This window comes from uncultured Nostoc sp. (genome assembly GCF_964245575.1).
Classification (GTDB): domain Bacteria; phylum Cyanobacteriota; class Cyanobacteriia; order Cyanobacteriales; family Nostocaceae; genus Nostoc.
Window position 1 is genome coordinate 1 of record NZ_CAXTNP010000094.1, and the last position, 18,081, is coordinate 18,081.

Annotated in this window: 11 protein-coding genes; 7 read left to right on the forward strand and 4 right to left on the reverse strand. The window is 45.1% G+C overall.

Features of this window, described 5'->3' with window-relative positions:
* On the forward strand, nt 1-208 hold a 208-nt coding region (locus ACFFAP_RS16700; protein ID WP_375512257.1), incomplete at its 5' end, for a collagen-like protein.
* Between the two features lie 217 nt (nt 209-425).
* Here ACFFAP_RS16700 and ACFFAP_RS16705 read toward each other — a convergent pair.
* On the reverse strand, nt 426-851 hold the full coding sequence (locus tag ACFFAP_RS16705; RefSeq protein WP_375512258.1) for a universal stress protein: 426 nt from the start codon (nt 849-851) through the stop codon (nt 426-428).
* A 600-nt stretch (nt 852-1,451) separates the two neighbouring features.
* Nucleotides 1,452-2,753 (reverse strand): histidinol dehydrogenase, encoded by a 1,302-nt coding sequence (gene hisD, locus ACFFAP_RS16710; protein WP_375512259.1) that lies wholly within the window; start codon nt 2,751-2,753, stop codon nt 1,452-1,454.
* A gap of 723 nt (nt 2,754-3,476) precedes the next feature.
* Between hisD and rpsT the strand changes: the two genes are divergently transcribed.
* The gene (gene rpsT, locus ACFFAP_RS16715) at nt 3,477-3,776 is read left to right on the forward strand and encodes a 30S ribosomal protein S20 (RefSeq protein WP_375512260.1); all 300 of its coding nucleotides are present in this window, start codon (nt 3,477-3,479) and stop codon (nt 3,774-3,776) included.
* Between the two features lie 57 nt (nt 3,777-3,833).
* Here the strand turns inward: rpsT and ACFFAP_RS16720 are convergent, their stop codons facing one another.
* Nucleotides 3,834-4,034, reverse strand: a complete 201-nt coding sequence (locus ACFFAP_RS16720) for a hypothetical protein (protein WP_375512261.1) — start codon at nt 4,032-4,034, stop codon at nt 3,834-3,836.
* Nucleotides 4,035-4,090: 56 nt separating this feature from the next.
* Between ACFFAP_RS16720 and ACFFAP_RS16725 the strand changes: the two genes are divergently transcribed.
* The 4 genes from ACFFAP_RS16725 to ACFFAP_RS16740 all read left to right on the forward strand — a co-directional run bounded on the left by ACFFAP_RS16725 (nt 4,091) and on the right by ACFFAP_RS16740 (nt 15,111).
* On the forward strand, nt 4,091-4,876 hold the full coding sequence (locus ACFFAP_RS16725; protein ID WP_375512273.1) for a TatD family hydrolase: 786 nt from the start codon (nt 4,091-4,093) through the stop codon (nt 4,874-4,876).
* A gap of 746 nt (nt 4,877-5,622) precedes the next feature.
* A complete protein-coding gene (gene rpoB, locus ACFFAP_RS16730) occupies nt 5,623-8,922 on the forward strand; it encodes a DNA-directed RNA polymerase subunit beta (protein WP_375512262.1) in 3,300 nt (1,099 codons plus the stop codon).
* A gap of 141 nt (nt 8,923-9,063) precedes the next feature.
* Nucleotides 9,064-10,941, forward strand: coding sequence for a DNA-directed RNA polymerase subunit gamma (locus tag ACFFAP_RS16735; protein WP_012411285.1), 1,878 nt, complete (start codon nt 9,064-9,066; stop codon nt 10,939-10,941).
* Between the two features lie 120 nt (nt 10,942-11,061).
* Nucleotides 11,062-15,111, forward strand: coding sequence for a DNA-directed RNA polymerase subunit beta'' (locus ACFFAP_RS16740; RefSeq protein ID WP_375512263.1), 4,050 nt, complete (start codon nt 11,062-11,064; stop codon nt 15,109-15,111).
* 148 nt (nt 15,112-15,259) lie between these two features.
* On the opposite strand, the gene ACFFAP_RS16745 is transcribed toward ACFFAP_RS16740, so the two are convergent.
* Nucleotides 15,260-15,832, reverse strand: coding sequence for a Uma2 family endonuclease (locus tag ACFFAP_RS16745; RefSeq protein WP_375512264.1), 573 nt, complete (start codon nt 15,830-15,832; stop codon nt 15,260-15,262).
* Between the two features lie 146 nt (nt 15,833-15,978).
* Here ACFFAP_RS16745 and ACFFAP_RS16750 point away from each other — a divergent pair, with 146 nt between their 5' ends.
* On the forward strand, nt 15,979-17,310 hold the full coding sequence (locus ACFFAP_RS16750) for a hypothetical protein (protein WP_375512265.1): 1,332 nt from the start codon (nt 15,979-15,981) through the stop codon (nt 17,308-17,310).
* Nucleotides 17,311-18,081: the final 771 nt, after the last annotated feature.

The window sequence follows — 18,081 nt, forward strand, 5'->3', positions numbered from 1 at the left end:
ACCTGGACAAGCCGGAGCACCTGGACAAGCCGGAGCACCTGGACAAGCCGGAGCACCTGGACAAGCCGGAGCATCTGGACAAGCCGGAGTATCTGGACGAGCAGGTGTACAAATACAAAATGTACAGACATCTAAACAAATTAGTAAAATTAGAGAAAAACTTTTAGAAAGGTTATTGTTCCGACTAAAAAGTGTAGTGGAATTATAATGCAACTAGAGTGTTGGTCAAATTTTTAACCATACAGGTATAAAACCCTGCTATTTTTTGCTTATTATCACGAGGCAGGAAATTAGTTCTCCGTTGATCAGTTTGTAACGGGTATCAGTGCCATCATCATAAGCCACACACTCTTCAAAAGTAAGTCGTTTAGTAACTGCTGGGGTTCTAGTCATAGCATGATCATCTGATTTCCCTTTACCTGATTCTAATTCGGCTTTACCACCAACACCGAACAATTAGCCTCTTCCACAACTTGACTGCTAACAGAACCCTGAACAATTCGCTTCATCCCCATCAATCCACGGCTACCAATTATAATCAAGTCAGTTTTGTAAATATTGGCAAGGCGAATAATCTCTTCGGCAGGATCACCAGTTACCAGTTCTAACTCACTGCTGACTGATAACTTTTCCTGATAGGATTGCAGCTGTTTTTCAATCTGAAAATAAGAAAATGTTGGTGACTCTGGCTGAGGACGATCGGCGGGTAGTTCCATTTCTGACTCTGGCGTAAGGAAGACATGACAGAGAATAACCAAGGCATCTTTTGACAACGCCAAATTATCTAAAGTCTGAATTACTCGTTCTGAAATTTCCGAACCGTCCAGAGCTACCAAAACACTATTTAGCACCGCTCCCGTCTCCTAAAGAGTAGACCCCTTACATAAGTATCTAGCAAAATTCGTCGGCAACGACACTAAAGCAATTTTTTATTTGCCAATTAGTTTATATATTTGAGGTTGTACTATATGTCAGTTTCATGGTGGTGCATTGTAGCAACTGGTCTGGAGAAGCTTTTCACGAGTTTCTGGGATAGGAAAACCCTCTCCCAGAAACTACTGGCGGCAATGCCCGACTTGTATTTAAAGATTAGATGAAGATCAGGATAGCAAATGGCGTGCGTTAGCGTAGCTTACCGTAGTTAAATCAGTGAACAGTTATCAGTTATAACTGATAACTGTTCACTATTGGCTTCCTTACCCGCCTTAAACTAAAGTTCAAGGCTAATAGCTAAAGTCTACTGAAGTAGACTTTATATTTTTGGGTATATTTTAGTTATCTGAAGATGACTTTTGCTATTAGCAAGGAACTTCAGCTCTTTGCGGGACATGACTTTTACGTTAAGTTGACACGGATTACATCTGTGCTACCCTACGTTCGCGGAGCGTCCCGCAGGGATGGGATTTTTTTTAACTGGAAGTCCCTTATAAGAAAAAATTAAGCATTCCAAATCACTCTTCTTGCTGAATTCGGCGGCGGACTGAATCAGCATGGGAAGGTAAGCCTTCTGCTGTTGCTAGCACATCAATGGCACTAGCCACATTTTGCAGTGCAGTTTGGGAGTATTGAATAATACTAGAGTGTTTGAGGAAAGTTTCCACCCCTAATGCCGAAGCATAACGGGCAGCACCAGAAGTTGGCAGGGTATGGTTAGGGCCTGCCAAATAGTCTCCTACAGCTTCTGGTGTAGAATAACCTAAAAAGATTGCCCCAGCGTGGCGAATCTGTGGTAGGAGTGCCCAAGGGTCTTTGATTTCTAATTCCAGGTGTTCGGGGGCAAATTCATTTGATAGTTCTGCTGCTGCTTCGAGCGATTCCACAAGGACAATCAAGCCGTAGTGAGCGATTGCTTTTTCTGTGTCTATTCGCCGTGGGTGATCCACTAGCTGTCTTTCCAAGGCTAATTGCACGTTTTTCGCCAAAGCCGCATCTGTCGTCAGCAAAATTGCTGCCGCCATTGGATCGTGTTCGGCTTGGGCTAGCAAGTCAGCAGCTACATGCACCGGATTTGCGGTTTCATCGGCAATCACCAGCACTTCGCTGGGGCCTGCCAAAGAATCAATGCCAACGGTGCCATAGACAAGTTTTTTCGCTAGGGTGACATAAATGTTACCAGGGCCAGTAATCACATTCACTTTCGGAATTGTTTCTGTGCCATAAGCTAAAGCAGCGATCGCTTGTGCGCCCCCAATACGATAAATTTCTTGCACTCCTGCTTCTTGGGCTGCTACCAAGACTGCTGGGTTAATTGCACCCTCTGGGCCTGGTGGTGTCACCATCACCACGTGAGGTACAGCAGCTACATGAGCCGGAATTGCATTCATCAGCACTGTACTGGGATAGGCGGCACGACCACCAGGCACATACAACCCCGCCCGATCTACGGGGGTGTAGCGTTTGCCCAGCACTACTTCATCGTCGCCAAAGTGTACCCAGCTTTTTGGGACTCGCTGACGATGAAACGCTTCAATTTGGCGGCAAGCTAGCCGAACTGCGCCCAACAACTCTTTTGACACCTGCTGATAGGCTGCATCTAGTTCCGAGCCTGTGACTCGGAGTTCTTCTGCTTTCAGGGTTTGTTTGTCAAATTCGGCTGTGTAATGCAATACAGCTTTGTCGCCTTGGCGCTTCACTGCTTGCAAAACTTCCCGCACCGTTGCTTCTTTGTGAAGCACCTGTTCATCATGGGTGCGATCGCAGATCCGTTGTAGTTCTGCTCTAACGTCTGCCTGCTGAGTAATGATTCGCAGCATGGAGTAAGGACAATGCCAAAATTATAATATTCACACCTGAGATTTAGTATTGCTCTTGACCCACTGGGGTGTGCAAGCTGACTCTAATTCTCTTCTCTAGCTTAACCTGGATTTTTTTGATACTCTCAAGTCTGCCAGCATCTAGTTTGCTTGAGAAGGCCACTTAATTGCTCAGTCCAACCAGCCTTGGCAGGCTAGCAGCAGGAAGCAGGCGTGCCATTTCCCACTACTCTTACGCCCTTACCCTCACTCCTTGTGGGGTGCAGGTGGTGTATTTACACATCCAATCCCCCAGATATACAGGGGGTAGGGTCTGAGTATAATTTTTATTTTCCTAACTTTTAGTCGTTAACAACTGTACAGAGACGATAATATAGTATCGATTCTATACTTTGAAACCCCTGAAATTTAGCTATTTACAGTTCCTTGCCTTTGACAATACATCCCTTGTAGGGACAAATTGACTATATTGGCAATCACATTGCTTAACCAGGTGATCAGTTAGGGTGACTATTTTATTTCATGCAGTTTATTTTAACGCATTTCCTCAATTGACGACACACCAAATTAAGGACTGGGGACTAAGGACTATCTTCCCCAATCTCCAGTATCGAATTTCCAATGATAGATTTTTTTTAGGAAATTCTAACATTGGCAATTTGGATGCTATATTAGTAAGTCTAGTAGTGTGTGTACATATTAATAGTATTTTTGGAATTGACTGTGGCGAATACAAAGTCTGCTCTCAAGCGTGCCGAAATCGCAGAACGTAACCGACTGCGTAACAAAGCTTACAAATCAGCAGTCAAGACGCTGATGAAGAAATACATTAATGCTGTAGCTGTCTATACAGCTAATCCTACCCCAGAATTAAAACAAGAAGCACAGGCTCGCTTATCCGAGGCTTACGCCAAAATCGATAAAGCGATCAAACGGGGTGTCCTTCACCCCAATAATGGGGCAAGGAAAAAGTCAAGATTGGCTCATAAACTAAAACCCTTAACTCAAGCAGTTGCTCAATAGTCATTGATGAGTCAGTGCCCTCTTGTGACTCAGGGAGGCATGACGTTAAAAAGAATACTAAGATATTGTAAGTGGTGTGAAACGCGAAGGGTAATGGCAAGCCAGTGCAGTCTTGAGGGTTTCCACACCACTTACTCTATGTCTCTCAACCCGTCCACCGCAGGGCTGTCCCATGAGCGAATTAAAAAGAGTAGCGGGCGTGGTTTCCCTCTTGAGAAGTTTAGCGATCGCAGGAGAAAGATTCACCTGGAGGGTCATTTGTGCTTAGTCATGATCAGGGCTAATAATTTATGACCAATGACAAAGGGCAAAGAATGCAACTGATAGACACGCACGTTCATCTCAACTTTGATAGTTTCCAGCCGGATTTAGCAACAGTGCGATCGCGGTGGCAAGAAGCAGGAGTAGTACGTTTAGTACATTCCTGTGTGTACCCAGAGGAGTTTTCCAGGATTCAATCCATAGCGCACGAGTTTCCCGAAATCAGCTTTGCCGTAGGATTACATCCTTTAGATGCTGAGAAATGGAATCACGAGACAGCCGAGAAAATCAAAACTTTAGCGAGTTCTGACTCTCATGTGGTAGCAATTGGGGAAATGGGGCTGGATTTTTACAAAGCTGATAACTATGAGCATCAGCTGATGGTGTTTGAGTCGCAGTTAGCGATCGCATCGGAACTCAACTTACCAGTAATTATCCACTGCCGCGACGCTGCTGTGGCAACCAGAGAAGTGTTGCAAAAATGGCACTCACTTAAAGGAGAAAGAGTGCGGGGCGTCATGCATTGCTGGGGAGGAACGCCAGAAGAAACTCAATGGTTTCTCGAATTAGGCTTCTACATCAGCTTTAGCGGGACGGTAACGTTCAAAAACGCCAAAGCGATCCAATCCTCGGCGGCAATGGTGAGTAGCGATCGCCTACTGATTGAAACAGACTGCCCATTTCTGGCCCCAGTTCCGAAACGAGGCGAGAGGCGCAACGAGCCTGCCTACGTACTTTATGTAGCCGAGCAAGTAGCTAAACTGCGTCAGGAAACAGTAGAAGCGATCGCCCATCAAACCACCCAGAATGCCTGTGAATTATTTGGTCTGTCAATATAAAGTGCGCAATAATTCTCTTTTATTCCGTTGTGCTCAAAAAAATAAAACTCTAGGCAGGGAAAATATGCTAATATTATTCCCTCAAAAACATTTTGCTTGCGCCATAATGATAAAGGAAGGAACCTAAAATTTCTGAGCCTAATTTTTCGTACTGTTATCGGCTTGGCCATCCTCCAAATCTCTACAAGCGGATGCTCTCCACACATGACTAACTGTGCTAACCCAAGTTGAGCTTGATTGCACAACATCGGCTTGGCGTGTATCGAACCTATTCAAAATCGTTAAACAAAATTGCCTTGTGAGTATAATCCAGCAAAATGAAGTGATTCTGATTCAAAGCCGACAAGGTGCGGATCATTCCCTCAGTCTTAGGATATCTAGGATATCACTGAGAGTATAAATAGCCGGGTGGATTTAAGACACACCGTCTAGAGCTGCGTCAGCAAATTAACGCGCTTTTTGGAGGGGAAATGAAGAAAGTAGATAAAACTCAGGAATATCTCAACTGTATATTCTTCTTAAATCAAGACTATAGTGGGTTTTTGGCGTCTGAGTCCCCGATTTTGGGCGATTACCCCCAAGTCAAAATTGTTCATTCCAGCTTTAATCGCTGCGTTTGCCCACACCTGCTATTTACAGGTGTGTAAGAAGAAGCTCCCAAACAGCTACAGACACTGGCTAGCAGTGGGAAGCGTTAAACAGCAGTGTCTAAGTAAAAATTTAACCAGGTTGACAAAGGTAGAGGCATGACCAAAGAAACATATATGGAACCCGCCTTTCTGTTGCCCGACTTGATTGAAATCCAGCGATCAAGCTTTCGCTGGTTTTTGGAAGAAGGGTTGATAGAAGAACTTAACTCTTTTAGTCCTATTACAGATTATACGGGCAAATTAGAACTGCACTTTTTGGGTCATAATTACAAACTCAAAGAGCCAAAGTACAGCGTCGAAGAAGCCAAACGGCGGGACAGTACTTATGCTGTCCAAATGTATGTTCCCACACGTCTGATTAATAAAGAAACCGGGGAAATCAAAGAGCAAGAGGTATTCATTGGGGATTTGCCTTTGATGACCGATCGCGGCACGTTTATTATTAACGGAGCCGAGCGGGTAATTGTCAATCAAATCGTGCGATCGCCAGGGGTTTATTACAAATCAGAAATAGACAAAAACGGGCGACGGACTTATTCAGCTAGCTTAATTCCCAACCGGGGAGCATGGCTGAAATTTGAAACAGACCGTAACGATTTGGTATGGGTACGCATCGACAAAACCCGCAAACTCTCAGCGCAGGTACTCCTAAAAGCTTTAGGGTTATCAGACAACGAAATCTTTGACGCCTTACGCCATCCAGAGTATTTCCAAAAAACCATCGAAAAAGAAGGGCAATTCTCTGAAGAAGAAGCTCTGATGGAGTTATATCGCAAACTCCGTCCTGGTGAACCACCTACAGTATTAGGTGGACAACAACTCCTAGACTCTCGTTTCTTTGACCCGAAACGTTATGACCTTGGTCGCGTTGGACGGTACAAACTCAACAAGAAATTGCGCCTTTCTGTCCCAGACACAATGCGGGTGTTGACTCCTGGCGATATCTTGGCAGCCGTAGATTACCTGATCAACCTAGAATATGACATTGGTAACATCGATGACATTGACCACTTAGGGAATCGCCGAGTCAGAAGCGTCGGTGAATTGCTGCAAAACCAAGTGCGGGTAGGCTTAAACCGTTTAGAAAGAATTATTCGAGAACGGATGACCGTATCCGATGCTGAAGTGCTAACTCCCGCTTCCTTGGTGAACCCCAAACCATTGGTAGCAGCAATTAAAGAATTCTTTGGTTCTAGCCAATTAAGTCAGTTCATGGATCAAACCAATCCCTTAGCAGAACTGACCCACAAACGCCGTCTGAGCGCCCTTGGCCCTGGTGGTTTAACCCGCGAACGCGCTGGGTTTGCCGTGCGGGATATTCATCCTAGTCACTATGGACGCATTTGCCCCATTGAGACACCAGAAGGCCCCAACGCCGGATTGATTGGCTCCTTGGCAACCCATGCGCGGGTTAACCTGTATGGGTTCTTAGAAACACCATTTAGACCTGTAGAAAATGGGCGAGTCAGATTTGATCTGCCTCCAGCCTACATGACAGCCGATGAAGAAGACGACCTGCGGGTTGCTCCGGGAGATATTCCTGTAGATGAAACTGGGCACATTATTGGGCCATTAGTGCCAGTCCGGTATCGTCAAGAATTTTCCACCACAACACCAGAACAGGTGGACTATGTAGCAGTATCTCCCGTACAGATTGTATCGGTAGCAACCAGCATGATTCCCTTCTTGGAGCATGATGACGCTAACCGAGCGCTGATGGGGTCGAACATGCAACGGCAAGCAGTCCCCCTGCTCAAACCAGAGCGTCCTTTGGTGGGTACTGGTTTGGAAGCCCAAGGAGCAAGAGACTCTGGGATGGTGATTGTATCGCGTACCGATGGCGATGTCACTTATGTGGATGCTACAGAAATTCGCGTCCGTCCTAAACCTAATACCTCAGAAATTAAGTACACCCTTTCCAAGTACCAACGTTCCAACCAAGACACCTGTTTAAATCAGAAACCTCTCGTCCGCATTGGTGAACGGGTTGTTGCTGGTCAGGTATTGGCTGATGGTTCCTCCACCGAAGGCGGTGAATTGGCGCTAGGACAAAATATCGTCGTTGCCTATATGCCTTGGGAAGGCTACAACTACGAAGACGCAATTTTAATCTCTGAAAGACTGGTGCAGGATGATGTCTACACCTCAATTCACATTGAAAAATATGAAATTGAAGCCAGACAAACCAAACTCGGGCCAGAAGAAATCACTAGAGAAATTCCCAACGTCGGGGAAGATGCCTTGCGTCAGTTGGATGAACAGGGAATCATTCGCATTGGTGCGTGGGTAGAAGCTGGAGATATCTTGGTCGGAAAAGTTACCCCCAAGGGTGAATCTGACCAACCGCCAGAAGAAAAACTGTTGCGTGCCATCTTCGGTGAGAAAGCGCGAGATGTGCGAGACAATTCTCTGCGAGTCCCAAATGGTGAAAAAGGTCGTGTAGTTGATGTGCGCTTGTTTACTCGTGAACAAGGCGATGAACTGCCACCAGGAGCGAATATGGTAGTGCGGGTATATGTTGCCCAAAAACGGAAAATCCAAGTTGGGGACAAAATGGCAGGACGCCACGGTAATAAAGGGATTATTTCTCGGATATTACCGGCGGAAGATATGCCTTATTTGCCCGATGGTTCACCAGTGGACATTGTACTAAACCCCTTGGGTGTACCCAGCCGGATGAACGTCGGACAAGTATTTGAGTGCTTATTAGGTTGGGCTGGTCAAACCTTGGGAGTGCGATTTAAGATTACTCCCTTTGACGAAATGTACGGTGAAGAGTCATCTCGCCGAATCGTGCATGGCAAATTGCAAGAAGCACGGGATGAAACAGGGAAAGACTGGGTATATAACCCAGATAACCCAGGCAAAATCATGGTGTATGACGGTCGTACAGGCGAACCCTTTGACCGAGCAATCACTATCGGTGTGGCTTACATGCTGAAGCTGGTGCATTTGGTGGATGATAAGATCCACGCCCGTTCTACAGGCCCATACTCACTAGTGACTCAGCAACCCTTGGGTGGTAAAGCACAACAAGGTGGTCAACGGTTTGGGGAAATGGAAGTGTGGGCATTGGAAGCCTTTGGTGCAGCTTACACCTTACAGGAATTGCTCACAGTTAAATCTGACGATATGCAAGGACGGAATGAAGCGTTAAATGCGATCGTTAAAGGTAAGGCAATTCCTCGACCTGGAACCCCAGAATCCTTTAAGGTGCTAATGCGCGAGTTGCAATCATTGGGGTTAGACATTGCCGTACACAAGGTAGAAACCCAAACAGACGGCAGTTCCCTAGATGTAGAAGTCGATTTGATGGCAGACCAATCAGCCCGTCGCACACCTCCTCGACCAACATACGAATCTCTTTCCCGCGAATCGCTGGAAGACGACGAATAAGGATTGGGGATTGGGGACTGGGGACTGGTGACTGGGGAAGAAATATAAAACAGATATTTCTAGTCTTAGTCAGCAATTCCCAATTTCTAATCCCTAATCCCTAATCCCCAGTCCCTAATCCCCAGTCCCTAATCCCTAGTTATGAGACCTGCCCAAACTAATCAGTTTGACTACGTAAAAATCGGCTTGGCTTCCCCTGAACGCATTCGCCAATGGGGCGAGAGAACATTGCCTAATGGTCAAGTAGTCGGTGAAGTTACCAAGCCAGAAACGATTAATTACCGAACTCTCAAGCCAGAGATGGATGGCTTATTTTGTGAGCGCATCTTTGGCCCCGCGAAAGATTGGGAATGCCATTGTGGCAAGTATAAAAGAGTTCGTCATAGAGGTATTGTCTGTGAGCGCTGTGGGGTAGAAGTCACCGAGTCACGGGTGCGTCGCCACCGCATGGGCTATATTAAACTCGCCGCACCAGTAGCTCACGTCTGGTATCTCAAAGGTATTCCTAGCTATATTTCCATCCTGTTGGATATGCCCTTGCGGGATGTCGAGCAGATTGTCTATTTCAACTCTTATGTTGTCCTGAGTCCAGGTAATGCCGAAACTTTAACTTACAAACAGCTACTGAGTGAAGACCAGTGGTTGGAAATAGAAGACCAAATTTATAGCGAAGATTCTGTGCTGCAAGGCGTAGAAGTAGGTATTGGTGCTGAAGCGCTGTTGCGTTTGCTTGCCGATATCAATTTGGAACAAGAAGCCGAAAGCCTACGCGAAGAAATTGGCAACGCTAAGGGACAAAAGCGGGCCAAGCTAATTAAGCGACTGCGGGTGATTGACAACTTCATCGCTACTGGTTCCAAACCAGAGTGGATGGTAATGGCAGTTATTCCCGTGATTCCCCCCGACTTGCGCCCAATGGTGCAGCTAGATGGCGGACGGTTTGCCACCAGCGATTTAAATGATTTGTATCGGCGGGTAATTAACCGCAACAATCGTTTAGCACGCTTGCAAGAAATTTTGGCACCAGAGATTATTGTACGGAACGAAAAGCGGATGCTGCAAGAAGCAGTGGATGCTTTGATTGACAATGGTCGTCGAGGACGCACTGTAGTTGGGGCAAATAACCGACCACTGAAATCTTTGTCCGACATTATTGAGGGTAAGCAAGGACGTTTCCGACAAAACTTGTTAGGTAAACGGGTTGACTACTCTGGACGTTCTGTAATTGTGGTCGGGCCAAAGCTAAAAATTCATCAATGCGGTTTGCCTAGAGAAATGGCAATTGAGCTATTTCAACCATTTGTAATTAACCGCCTGATTCGTAGTGGCATGGTAAATAACATCAAAGCTGCGAAAAAACTGATATCCCGCAATGATCCCAGTGTTTGGGATGTGCTAGAAGAGGTGATTGAAGGACACCCTGTAATGCTAAACCGGGCACCAACGTTGCACCGCTTGGGTATTCAGTCTTTTGAACCGATTTTAGTAGAAGGTAGAGCAATTCAACTGCATCCTTTGGTGTGTCCAGCCTTTAACGCCGACTTTGACGGTGACCAAATGGCGGTACACGTCCCGTTGTCGTTAGAAAGTCAGGCTGAAGCGCGGTTGTTGATGTTGGCTTCTAACAATATTTTGTCACCAGCCACGGGTAAACCTATCATCACGCCTAGCCAAGATATGGTATTGGGAGCATATTACTTAACAGCAGAAAATCCCGGTGCGACAAAAGGGGCAGGAAATTACTTTTCTTCGCTAGAGGATGTAATTATGGCTTTCCAGCAAGATCAAATTGACTTGCACGCCTATATCTATGTGCGGTTTGACGGTGAAATAGAATCAGACCAACCGGATACAGAACCGGTGAAAGTGACGGAAAACGAGGATGGTACCCGCACATTACTCTATAAGTTCCGTCGAGTTAGACAAGACGCTAAAGGCAATGTCCTTTCTCAGTACATATACACAACTCCTGGTCGTGTTATTTACAATAATGCCATTCAGGAAGCACTAGCAAGTTAATTCGTAATTTCTAAATCGTAATTCGTAATCAATTCTTCAATTACGAATTACGTAGCTTGCTTCTCGCCTCCAGCGAGAATTACGAATTATTAATTATTGATGACTCAGGACTAATGACTAATGACTAACGAAAAAATGATTTTTCGCAATCGCGTGGTTGATAAGGGTCAACTGAGAAATTTAATTTCTTGGGCGTTTACGCATTATGGTACGGCGCGAACCGCAGTGATGGCGGACAAACTGAAAGATTTGGGATTTCGCTACGCTACCAAAGCAGGGGTTTCCATCAGTGTAGATGACTTGATGATACCACCAACTAAGCGATTGCTCCTAGAAGCGGCTGAGGAAGAAATTCGCGCTACTGAAACCCGTTATCAACGGGGAGAAATCACTGAAGTAGAACGCTTCCAAAAGGTAATCGATACCTGGAATGGTACCAGTGAAGCCTTGAAAGATGAAGTAGTCGTTCACTTCAAGAAGACTAATCCCCTGAACTCCGTATATATGATGGCATTCTCGGGGGCACGGGGTAACATCTCTCAAGTCCGGCAATTGGTGGGGATGCGGGGACTGATGGCAGATCCTCAAGGGGAAATTATCGATTTGCCCATCAAAACCAACTTCCGTGAAGGACTCACTGTAACGGAATATATTATTTCGTCTTACGGTGCCAGAAAAGGATTGGTGGATACTGCCTTGCGGACGGCTGACTCTGGTTATCTCACCCGCCGTTTGGTGGACGTATCTCAGGATGTGATTATTCGGGAGTTTGACTGCGGTACCACCAGAGGAATTCCCATTCGACCAATGACAGAAGGTGCCAAAACCTTGATCCCTCTAGGAACCCGCTTGATGGGACGGGTAATTGGCGAAGATGTGCTGCATCCAGTCACAAAAGAAGTAATTGCACCACGCAACACCCCAGTTTCTGAAGACTTGGCGAAGAAAATCGAAAAATCTGGGGTGGCAGAAGTTGTGCTGCGATCGCCCCTAACTTGTGAAGCTGCACGTTCTGTCTGTCAACACTGCTACGGCTGGAGTTTGGCCCACGCCAAAATGGTGGACTTGGGTGAAGCTGTGGGGATTATTGCTGCCCAAAGTATCGGCGAACCTGGTACTCAGCTAACCATGCGGACATTCCACACGGGTGGTGTGTTTACTGGAGAAGTGGCGCAACAAGTTCGTTCTAAAATCGATGGGACTGTCAAGCTTCCTCGTAAACTGAAGACTAGAACGTATCGTACCCGCCACGGGGAAGATGCTCTGTATGTTGAGGCTAATGGTATCCTGCTTTTGGAGCCAACAAAAGTAGGTGATGTTACCCCAGAGAACCAAGAGGTTCATCTGACTCAAGGTTCAACACTATATGTATTTGATGGAAATAAGGTAAAACAAGGTCAGTTGTTGGCAGAGGTTGCCCTTGGTGGACGCACAACTCGGACTAATACAGAAAAAGCAGTTAAAGATGTAGCCTCTGACTTAGCAGGGGAAGTGCAATTTGCCGAAGTTGTTCCAGAACAAAAAACTGACCGTCAAGGTAATACCACAACAACAGCCGCACGCGGTGGCTTGATTTGGATTTTGTCTGGGGAAGTTTACAACTTGCCGCCTGGTGCAGAATTGGTGGTGAAAAATGGTGATGCGATCGCTTCTAACGGAGTTTTAGCAGAAACCAAGTTAGCCAGTTTGCACGGCGGTGTGGTGCGCTTGCCAGAAGCTACCCCAGGTAAGAGTACCAGGGAAATTGAGATTATCACCGCTTCTGTGGTACTAGACCAGGCAACGGTGACAGTCCAAAGTTCCCAAGGTCGCAATAACTACTTAGTCTCCACTGGCAATAACCAGGTATTTAACCTTCGAGCTACACCAAGCACAAAAGTGCAAAATGGTCAAGTTGTAGCTGAGTTAATTGATGACCGCTATCGCACAAGCACTGGTGGTTTTCTGAAATTCGCGGGTGTAGAAGTCCAGAAAAAAGGCAAAGCCAAGCTGGGTTATGAAGTCGTGCAGGGCGGTACCCTTTTGTGGATTCCCGAAGAAAGCCATGAAGTTAATAAAGATATCTCCTTGCTGTTGGTAGAAGACGGTCAGTTTGTGGAAGCTGGCACCGAGGTAGTAAAAGATATTTTCTGCCAAAACAGCGGAGTGGTAGAAGTCACCCAGAAAAACGACATCCTGCGGGAAGTTGTGGTTAAGCCAGGGGAACTGCTGATGGTGGACGATCCAGAATCAGTCATCGGGCGAGATAACACCTTCATCCAACCAGGCGAGGAATTTCAAGGCAACGTCGCCACGGAATTGCGCTATATCCAGTATGTGGAGACACCAGAAGGGCCCGCACTATTGAGTCGTCCAGTAGTTGAATTTGCAGTACCGGATAATCCAGATGTGCCATCAACTACATCGGTGAGTCAACAAACCGGGCGCTCGATCCAGTTACGGGCTGTGCAGCGACTACCTTACAAAGATTCGGAACGCGTCAAGTCGGTTGAAGGCGTGGAACTTCTGCGAACTCAGTTAGTGCTAGAAATCGAGCAAGAAGGCGAACAAGACCACAATGCTTCGCCACTAGCAGCAGATATTGAATTGGTACAGGATACTGAAGACCCAGAAGTTCAGCGCTTGCAGCTGGTGATTCTGGAGTCCTTGGTAATTCGTCGAGACATTACCGCCGATGCCACTCAAGGTAGCACCCAGACGACACTTGAGGTACACGATGGCCTAACCATCGCCCCCGGATCTGTCGTCGCACGTACCCAAATCTTGTGTAAAGAAGGTGGGGAAGTGCGAGGCGTCCGAAAAGGAACCGAAAACGTGCGTCGATGCTTGGTGTTGCGCGACGCTGACAGGCTTACCATTAATACTAGTACTCAGCCAAAGGTGAAAGTGGGTGACTTGCTAGTAGAAGGGACAGAAGTTGCTCCTGGAGTTTTTGCTCCAGAATCAGGGCAAGTAGTGGATATCAAAAGTGCGGCTGCTGCATCTGGTGGAGAATCAGCCCTGAGTACTAAAAACTACGTTGTTACTAGCCGTATCGGTCGCCCTTATCGAGTCAGCCCTGGTGCTGTGTTGCAGATAGAAGACGGCGATTTGGTACAACGGGGTGATAACTTGGTGTTGTTGGTGTTTGAACGCGCCAAAACCGGAGATATTATTCAAGGTTTGCCCCGGATTGAGGAACTACTTGAAGCTCGTAAACCGAAAGAAGCGTGCATTTTATGTCGCCGGGCGGGTGAAGTTAAGGTAGTTTACGCTGAGAGTGGTGATGAAGCGATCGCTATCAAGGTCATAGAATCAAATGGCGTGATAACAGATTATCCTCTAGGCCCAGGACAAAATTTGATTGTGCCAGATGGCTCGACTGTGTTAGCGGGACAACCATTAAGCGATGGCCCATCCAATCCTCACGAAATTTTGGAAATCTTCTTTAGTCTGGGTTCTGAAGATGGAATCTATGCTTGTGCTAGCCATGCTTTGCAGAAGGTACAGTCATTCTTGGTGAATGAAGTGCAAATGGTGTATCAGTCTCAAGGGATTGATATTTCCGATAAGCACATTGAAGTCATTGTTCGCCAGATGACCAACAAAGTCAGGATTGATGATGGTGGTGACACCACTATGCTTCCTGGTGAATTGGTAGAACTGCGCCAAGTTGAGCAGGTGAACGAAGCGATGGCAATTACAGGCGGTGCTAGGGCACAATATACCCCAGTATTGTTGGGTATCACCAAAGCATCTTTGAACACCGACAGCTTTATTTCCGCCGCATCCTTCCAAGAGACAACACGAGTACTTACCGAAGCAGCTATCGAAGGCAAATCCGACTGGCTGCGCGGCTTAAAGGAAAACGTGATTATCGGGCGATTGATTCCGGCTGGTACTGGCTACAATACCTATGATGAACCCGGTGCGATCGATGATTATGCTGCTGAGATTAGCAGTAGTGTCTTGGATGAAGTTGATGATCCCCTGGATATGGTCTTAGATGACCGCACAGCTCGCACCTATAATTTAGATTCTCCTACTCTTGGGGAATCTGGTTTTGGTAGCAGACGTGCAGAAAGGTCAGTTCTAGATGACGAAGATGAATTAATCGCCGATGAAGTAGCAGACGACGACGATTACGAGGAAGAAGAGGAAGACGACGAAGATGATTTTGACGACGAGTAGAGACTTGAAATTTCCCGTCTCTCTTAAAAGCTAAAAACTAAAAAGGCAAAAGAAAATCTTCTTTTGCCTTTTTATTTTGCTTTCTAAAAACACATTTTTAAATCCTCAAGAATTCTGGTTTCTGGCTTTCGAGTTAGTAATCAGTCAATTACGGCAATTCAAAACTAACATCCTCATAGAAATCTGCAACAGCACACCGAAAATCTACACTTGCCAGATGAATCATATCTTGTTGTCCATAGGGATAAAGTACCCATTGTCTTTCTGAGTTGCGGCGAAAACACTCAACATTTAACCGAGTTTGACTGACAAGTACATATTCCTGAAGTGACTCCATCTGTCGGTAGTCAGCAAATTTATCACCTCGGTCAAAGGCTTCTGTTGTTGGAGATAGCACTTCTACTATTAAGCAGGGGTAACGCAGAAAGTTATCAAAATCTCTATCTCGTTGGTCACAACTTACTATAACATCGGGGTAGTAATAGATATTAATCGACTCAATATGTGCTTTGGTGTCTGAGATATAAGCTTGACAACCACTCCCGCGCAAATGATTTCTCAGCATTGAAGCAATATTAAGAGAAATAATGACATGGGCATTACTTGCTCCTGCCATTGCATAAACCTGTCCCTGTCTATATTCATGCTTGATAGGACTGGTTTCTTCTCCTTTGAGATAGTCTTCCGGGGAAATATGGCTAGAATTTGGAGTTGCAACCATCTGTAATGACCTTGTGTGATGTCTTGTATCTACTTTAAGAGAAGCTTGACGGACAAATCCGCTAAGTACACATATCTAGCAATAGCTAGATGCTGGAATTCTTTTAAGAGCTATAATCTACATCTGTTGCACCGAGAGATTAACTTGTGGATGTCATATTAGAACGATCGCACCAATTAAAACAAGCCTTAGTTGATTTTGTCCTTGATGCTGAAGGGGAACTGGCACAAGCACTGGAAACTTATGCAGCCGCACAATTGCGTCGTGGAAGTGGGGATAGTACACAGCAGGACTTAATCATCGACAGCTTTCTGACAACCGGGAAAGTCGGTGATAAGTCTCCATTAGAGTTGTTTATCGAAAGCAATCCAGATTTAGAAGAAAGCGATCGCAGCCTGCTCAATAGTTGGCATCATAGTTTTATTGGCTTATTTGCCATTACCAACATCCTACCTGATGGCTTTGAATTGACGAACTGGTTGACAGATAAACACTACATCGTCAAGCCAAACAATGTCCAAACATTACAGGCAATATCTCGGTTGAAAGTAGGAGAAATTTTACTAACTCGCATTTCTCCTGTTACCGATAGCTACTGGATATTTTCTGGGCCCTACACAATAATGGGTAAATTAGGTAAACCAAAACTTGCTGTAGCAATTGGTAATTTCAAAGAAAACTATAAAAGTAATCTTTACAGCGATGCTCCAGACTTGCTAGAAGAAGCTTGGCAGTCAGTAGCACAATATCATCAGCAGTTTGTGGACTTTTTTGGTACTGATGAAATCACACTACCTGGATACCAGCTTAATAAAAAAATAGCTGAATTCCAAGAATTAATCACTGAAAAACGCTTTGCAGAAGCAGGAATTGATACTTCTAAATCCTTGGCTGAAGTAGCAGAAGCAGCTGGCATTGGAGACGATGAAATCAAAGCAGCAGCAGAAGAATTTGGTGCTGATTCTAACGTAGTCTCTCAGATGTTTAACAGCAAAAGCAGTAATAGCAAAATGGTTATGCCAAAGGTTGATTTACCTCCTGAACTCAAGAAAGCAGAACAGGTAACCGCTCTTTCTCATCCTCGTTGGGGACAAATGTTTTTACCAACATATAGTAAGGTACAAGCAATTTTATCGGCAGAGGACTGGCAAAGTGTTCAAGGATCTGAAAAACTAATTCGCTATTACCTTGAAGATAAAAGTATTAATGCTTTTATTTGGCATCGATTAGCGCAACAGTATCCAAGTCAATTAGAAAATGTGTTGCAAACAGTTTTGCAACGTCCAGAGTTTCGTCTTGAAAGCGACTTGGACGCACTTTTGCAAGAATTCAATAAACCTATTGAGCCAGAGTTACCAGAAATTGCTAGTGTCCCCATACATCTACACAACTTGTTTCAGGAAGCTTTAGGAGAAGTTAACAAATCCAAGCCCAAGGGTAAAGGGCAAAAAAAACCAGCAAAAGGTTTTCAACTTTAAGTTCATTCTCTGTCCTTTTCATGCAATCAAGTTCATTTTTAGAATACCAACGCTTGATACAGAATTAAAAAGGCAGAGATAACACCCAAATACTTTAACGTTACTTTGGTCGTGAACACTAGGAGTGCTTGTTCAAAGGTAGAAAATTAAAATAAGAATGTGCTGAAATTGCGCTAGATATTTTCCGAATGAAAATTATTGGTGTGCAGCGAAGGTACAGGGCTATTTCATTCTCATCTAGCCTGCCTTAGAATGTATTCACCAGTCTGATAGCGAAAGTAGTCTTTAGACGAGTGAGAAAAGGCTATACTCCGTTAAAACTGACTATAGCTATAAGAGAGGTTTAGTTCTGGGCGGTTTATGTCTAGAACGAAATAGCCCTAAGCGAAGGTATATGATTAATACATTTATTAGTGAGAGGTATTGCTTACCGTGCTGGATAATCTTAGAGGATGTTTGAAAAGTGGTTGGCTGTATCTTTGCACTTATTGATCCCCCCTAGCCTGCTTTTTTAAGGGGGAATTAGAATCAAAGTCCCCCAATTTATCGGGGTATTTAGAGGCATCTCAAAGTATTTGATACATCATGAAGGATTTTTCAAACATCCTCTTAGTACAATTCTGAAGAAGATTGTATTATTAGCTATGATAGCTTCTGCCTCTGTTACTTTGCTTCCAGTAAAAGAGGCAACTGCTCAGTCAACTGATTATCATTTACGAACACAGTTTACAGGGTCAAATAAGTGTTTAGATATCATCAATGATGGAATAA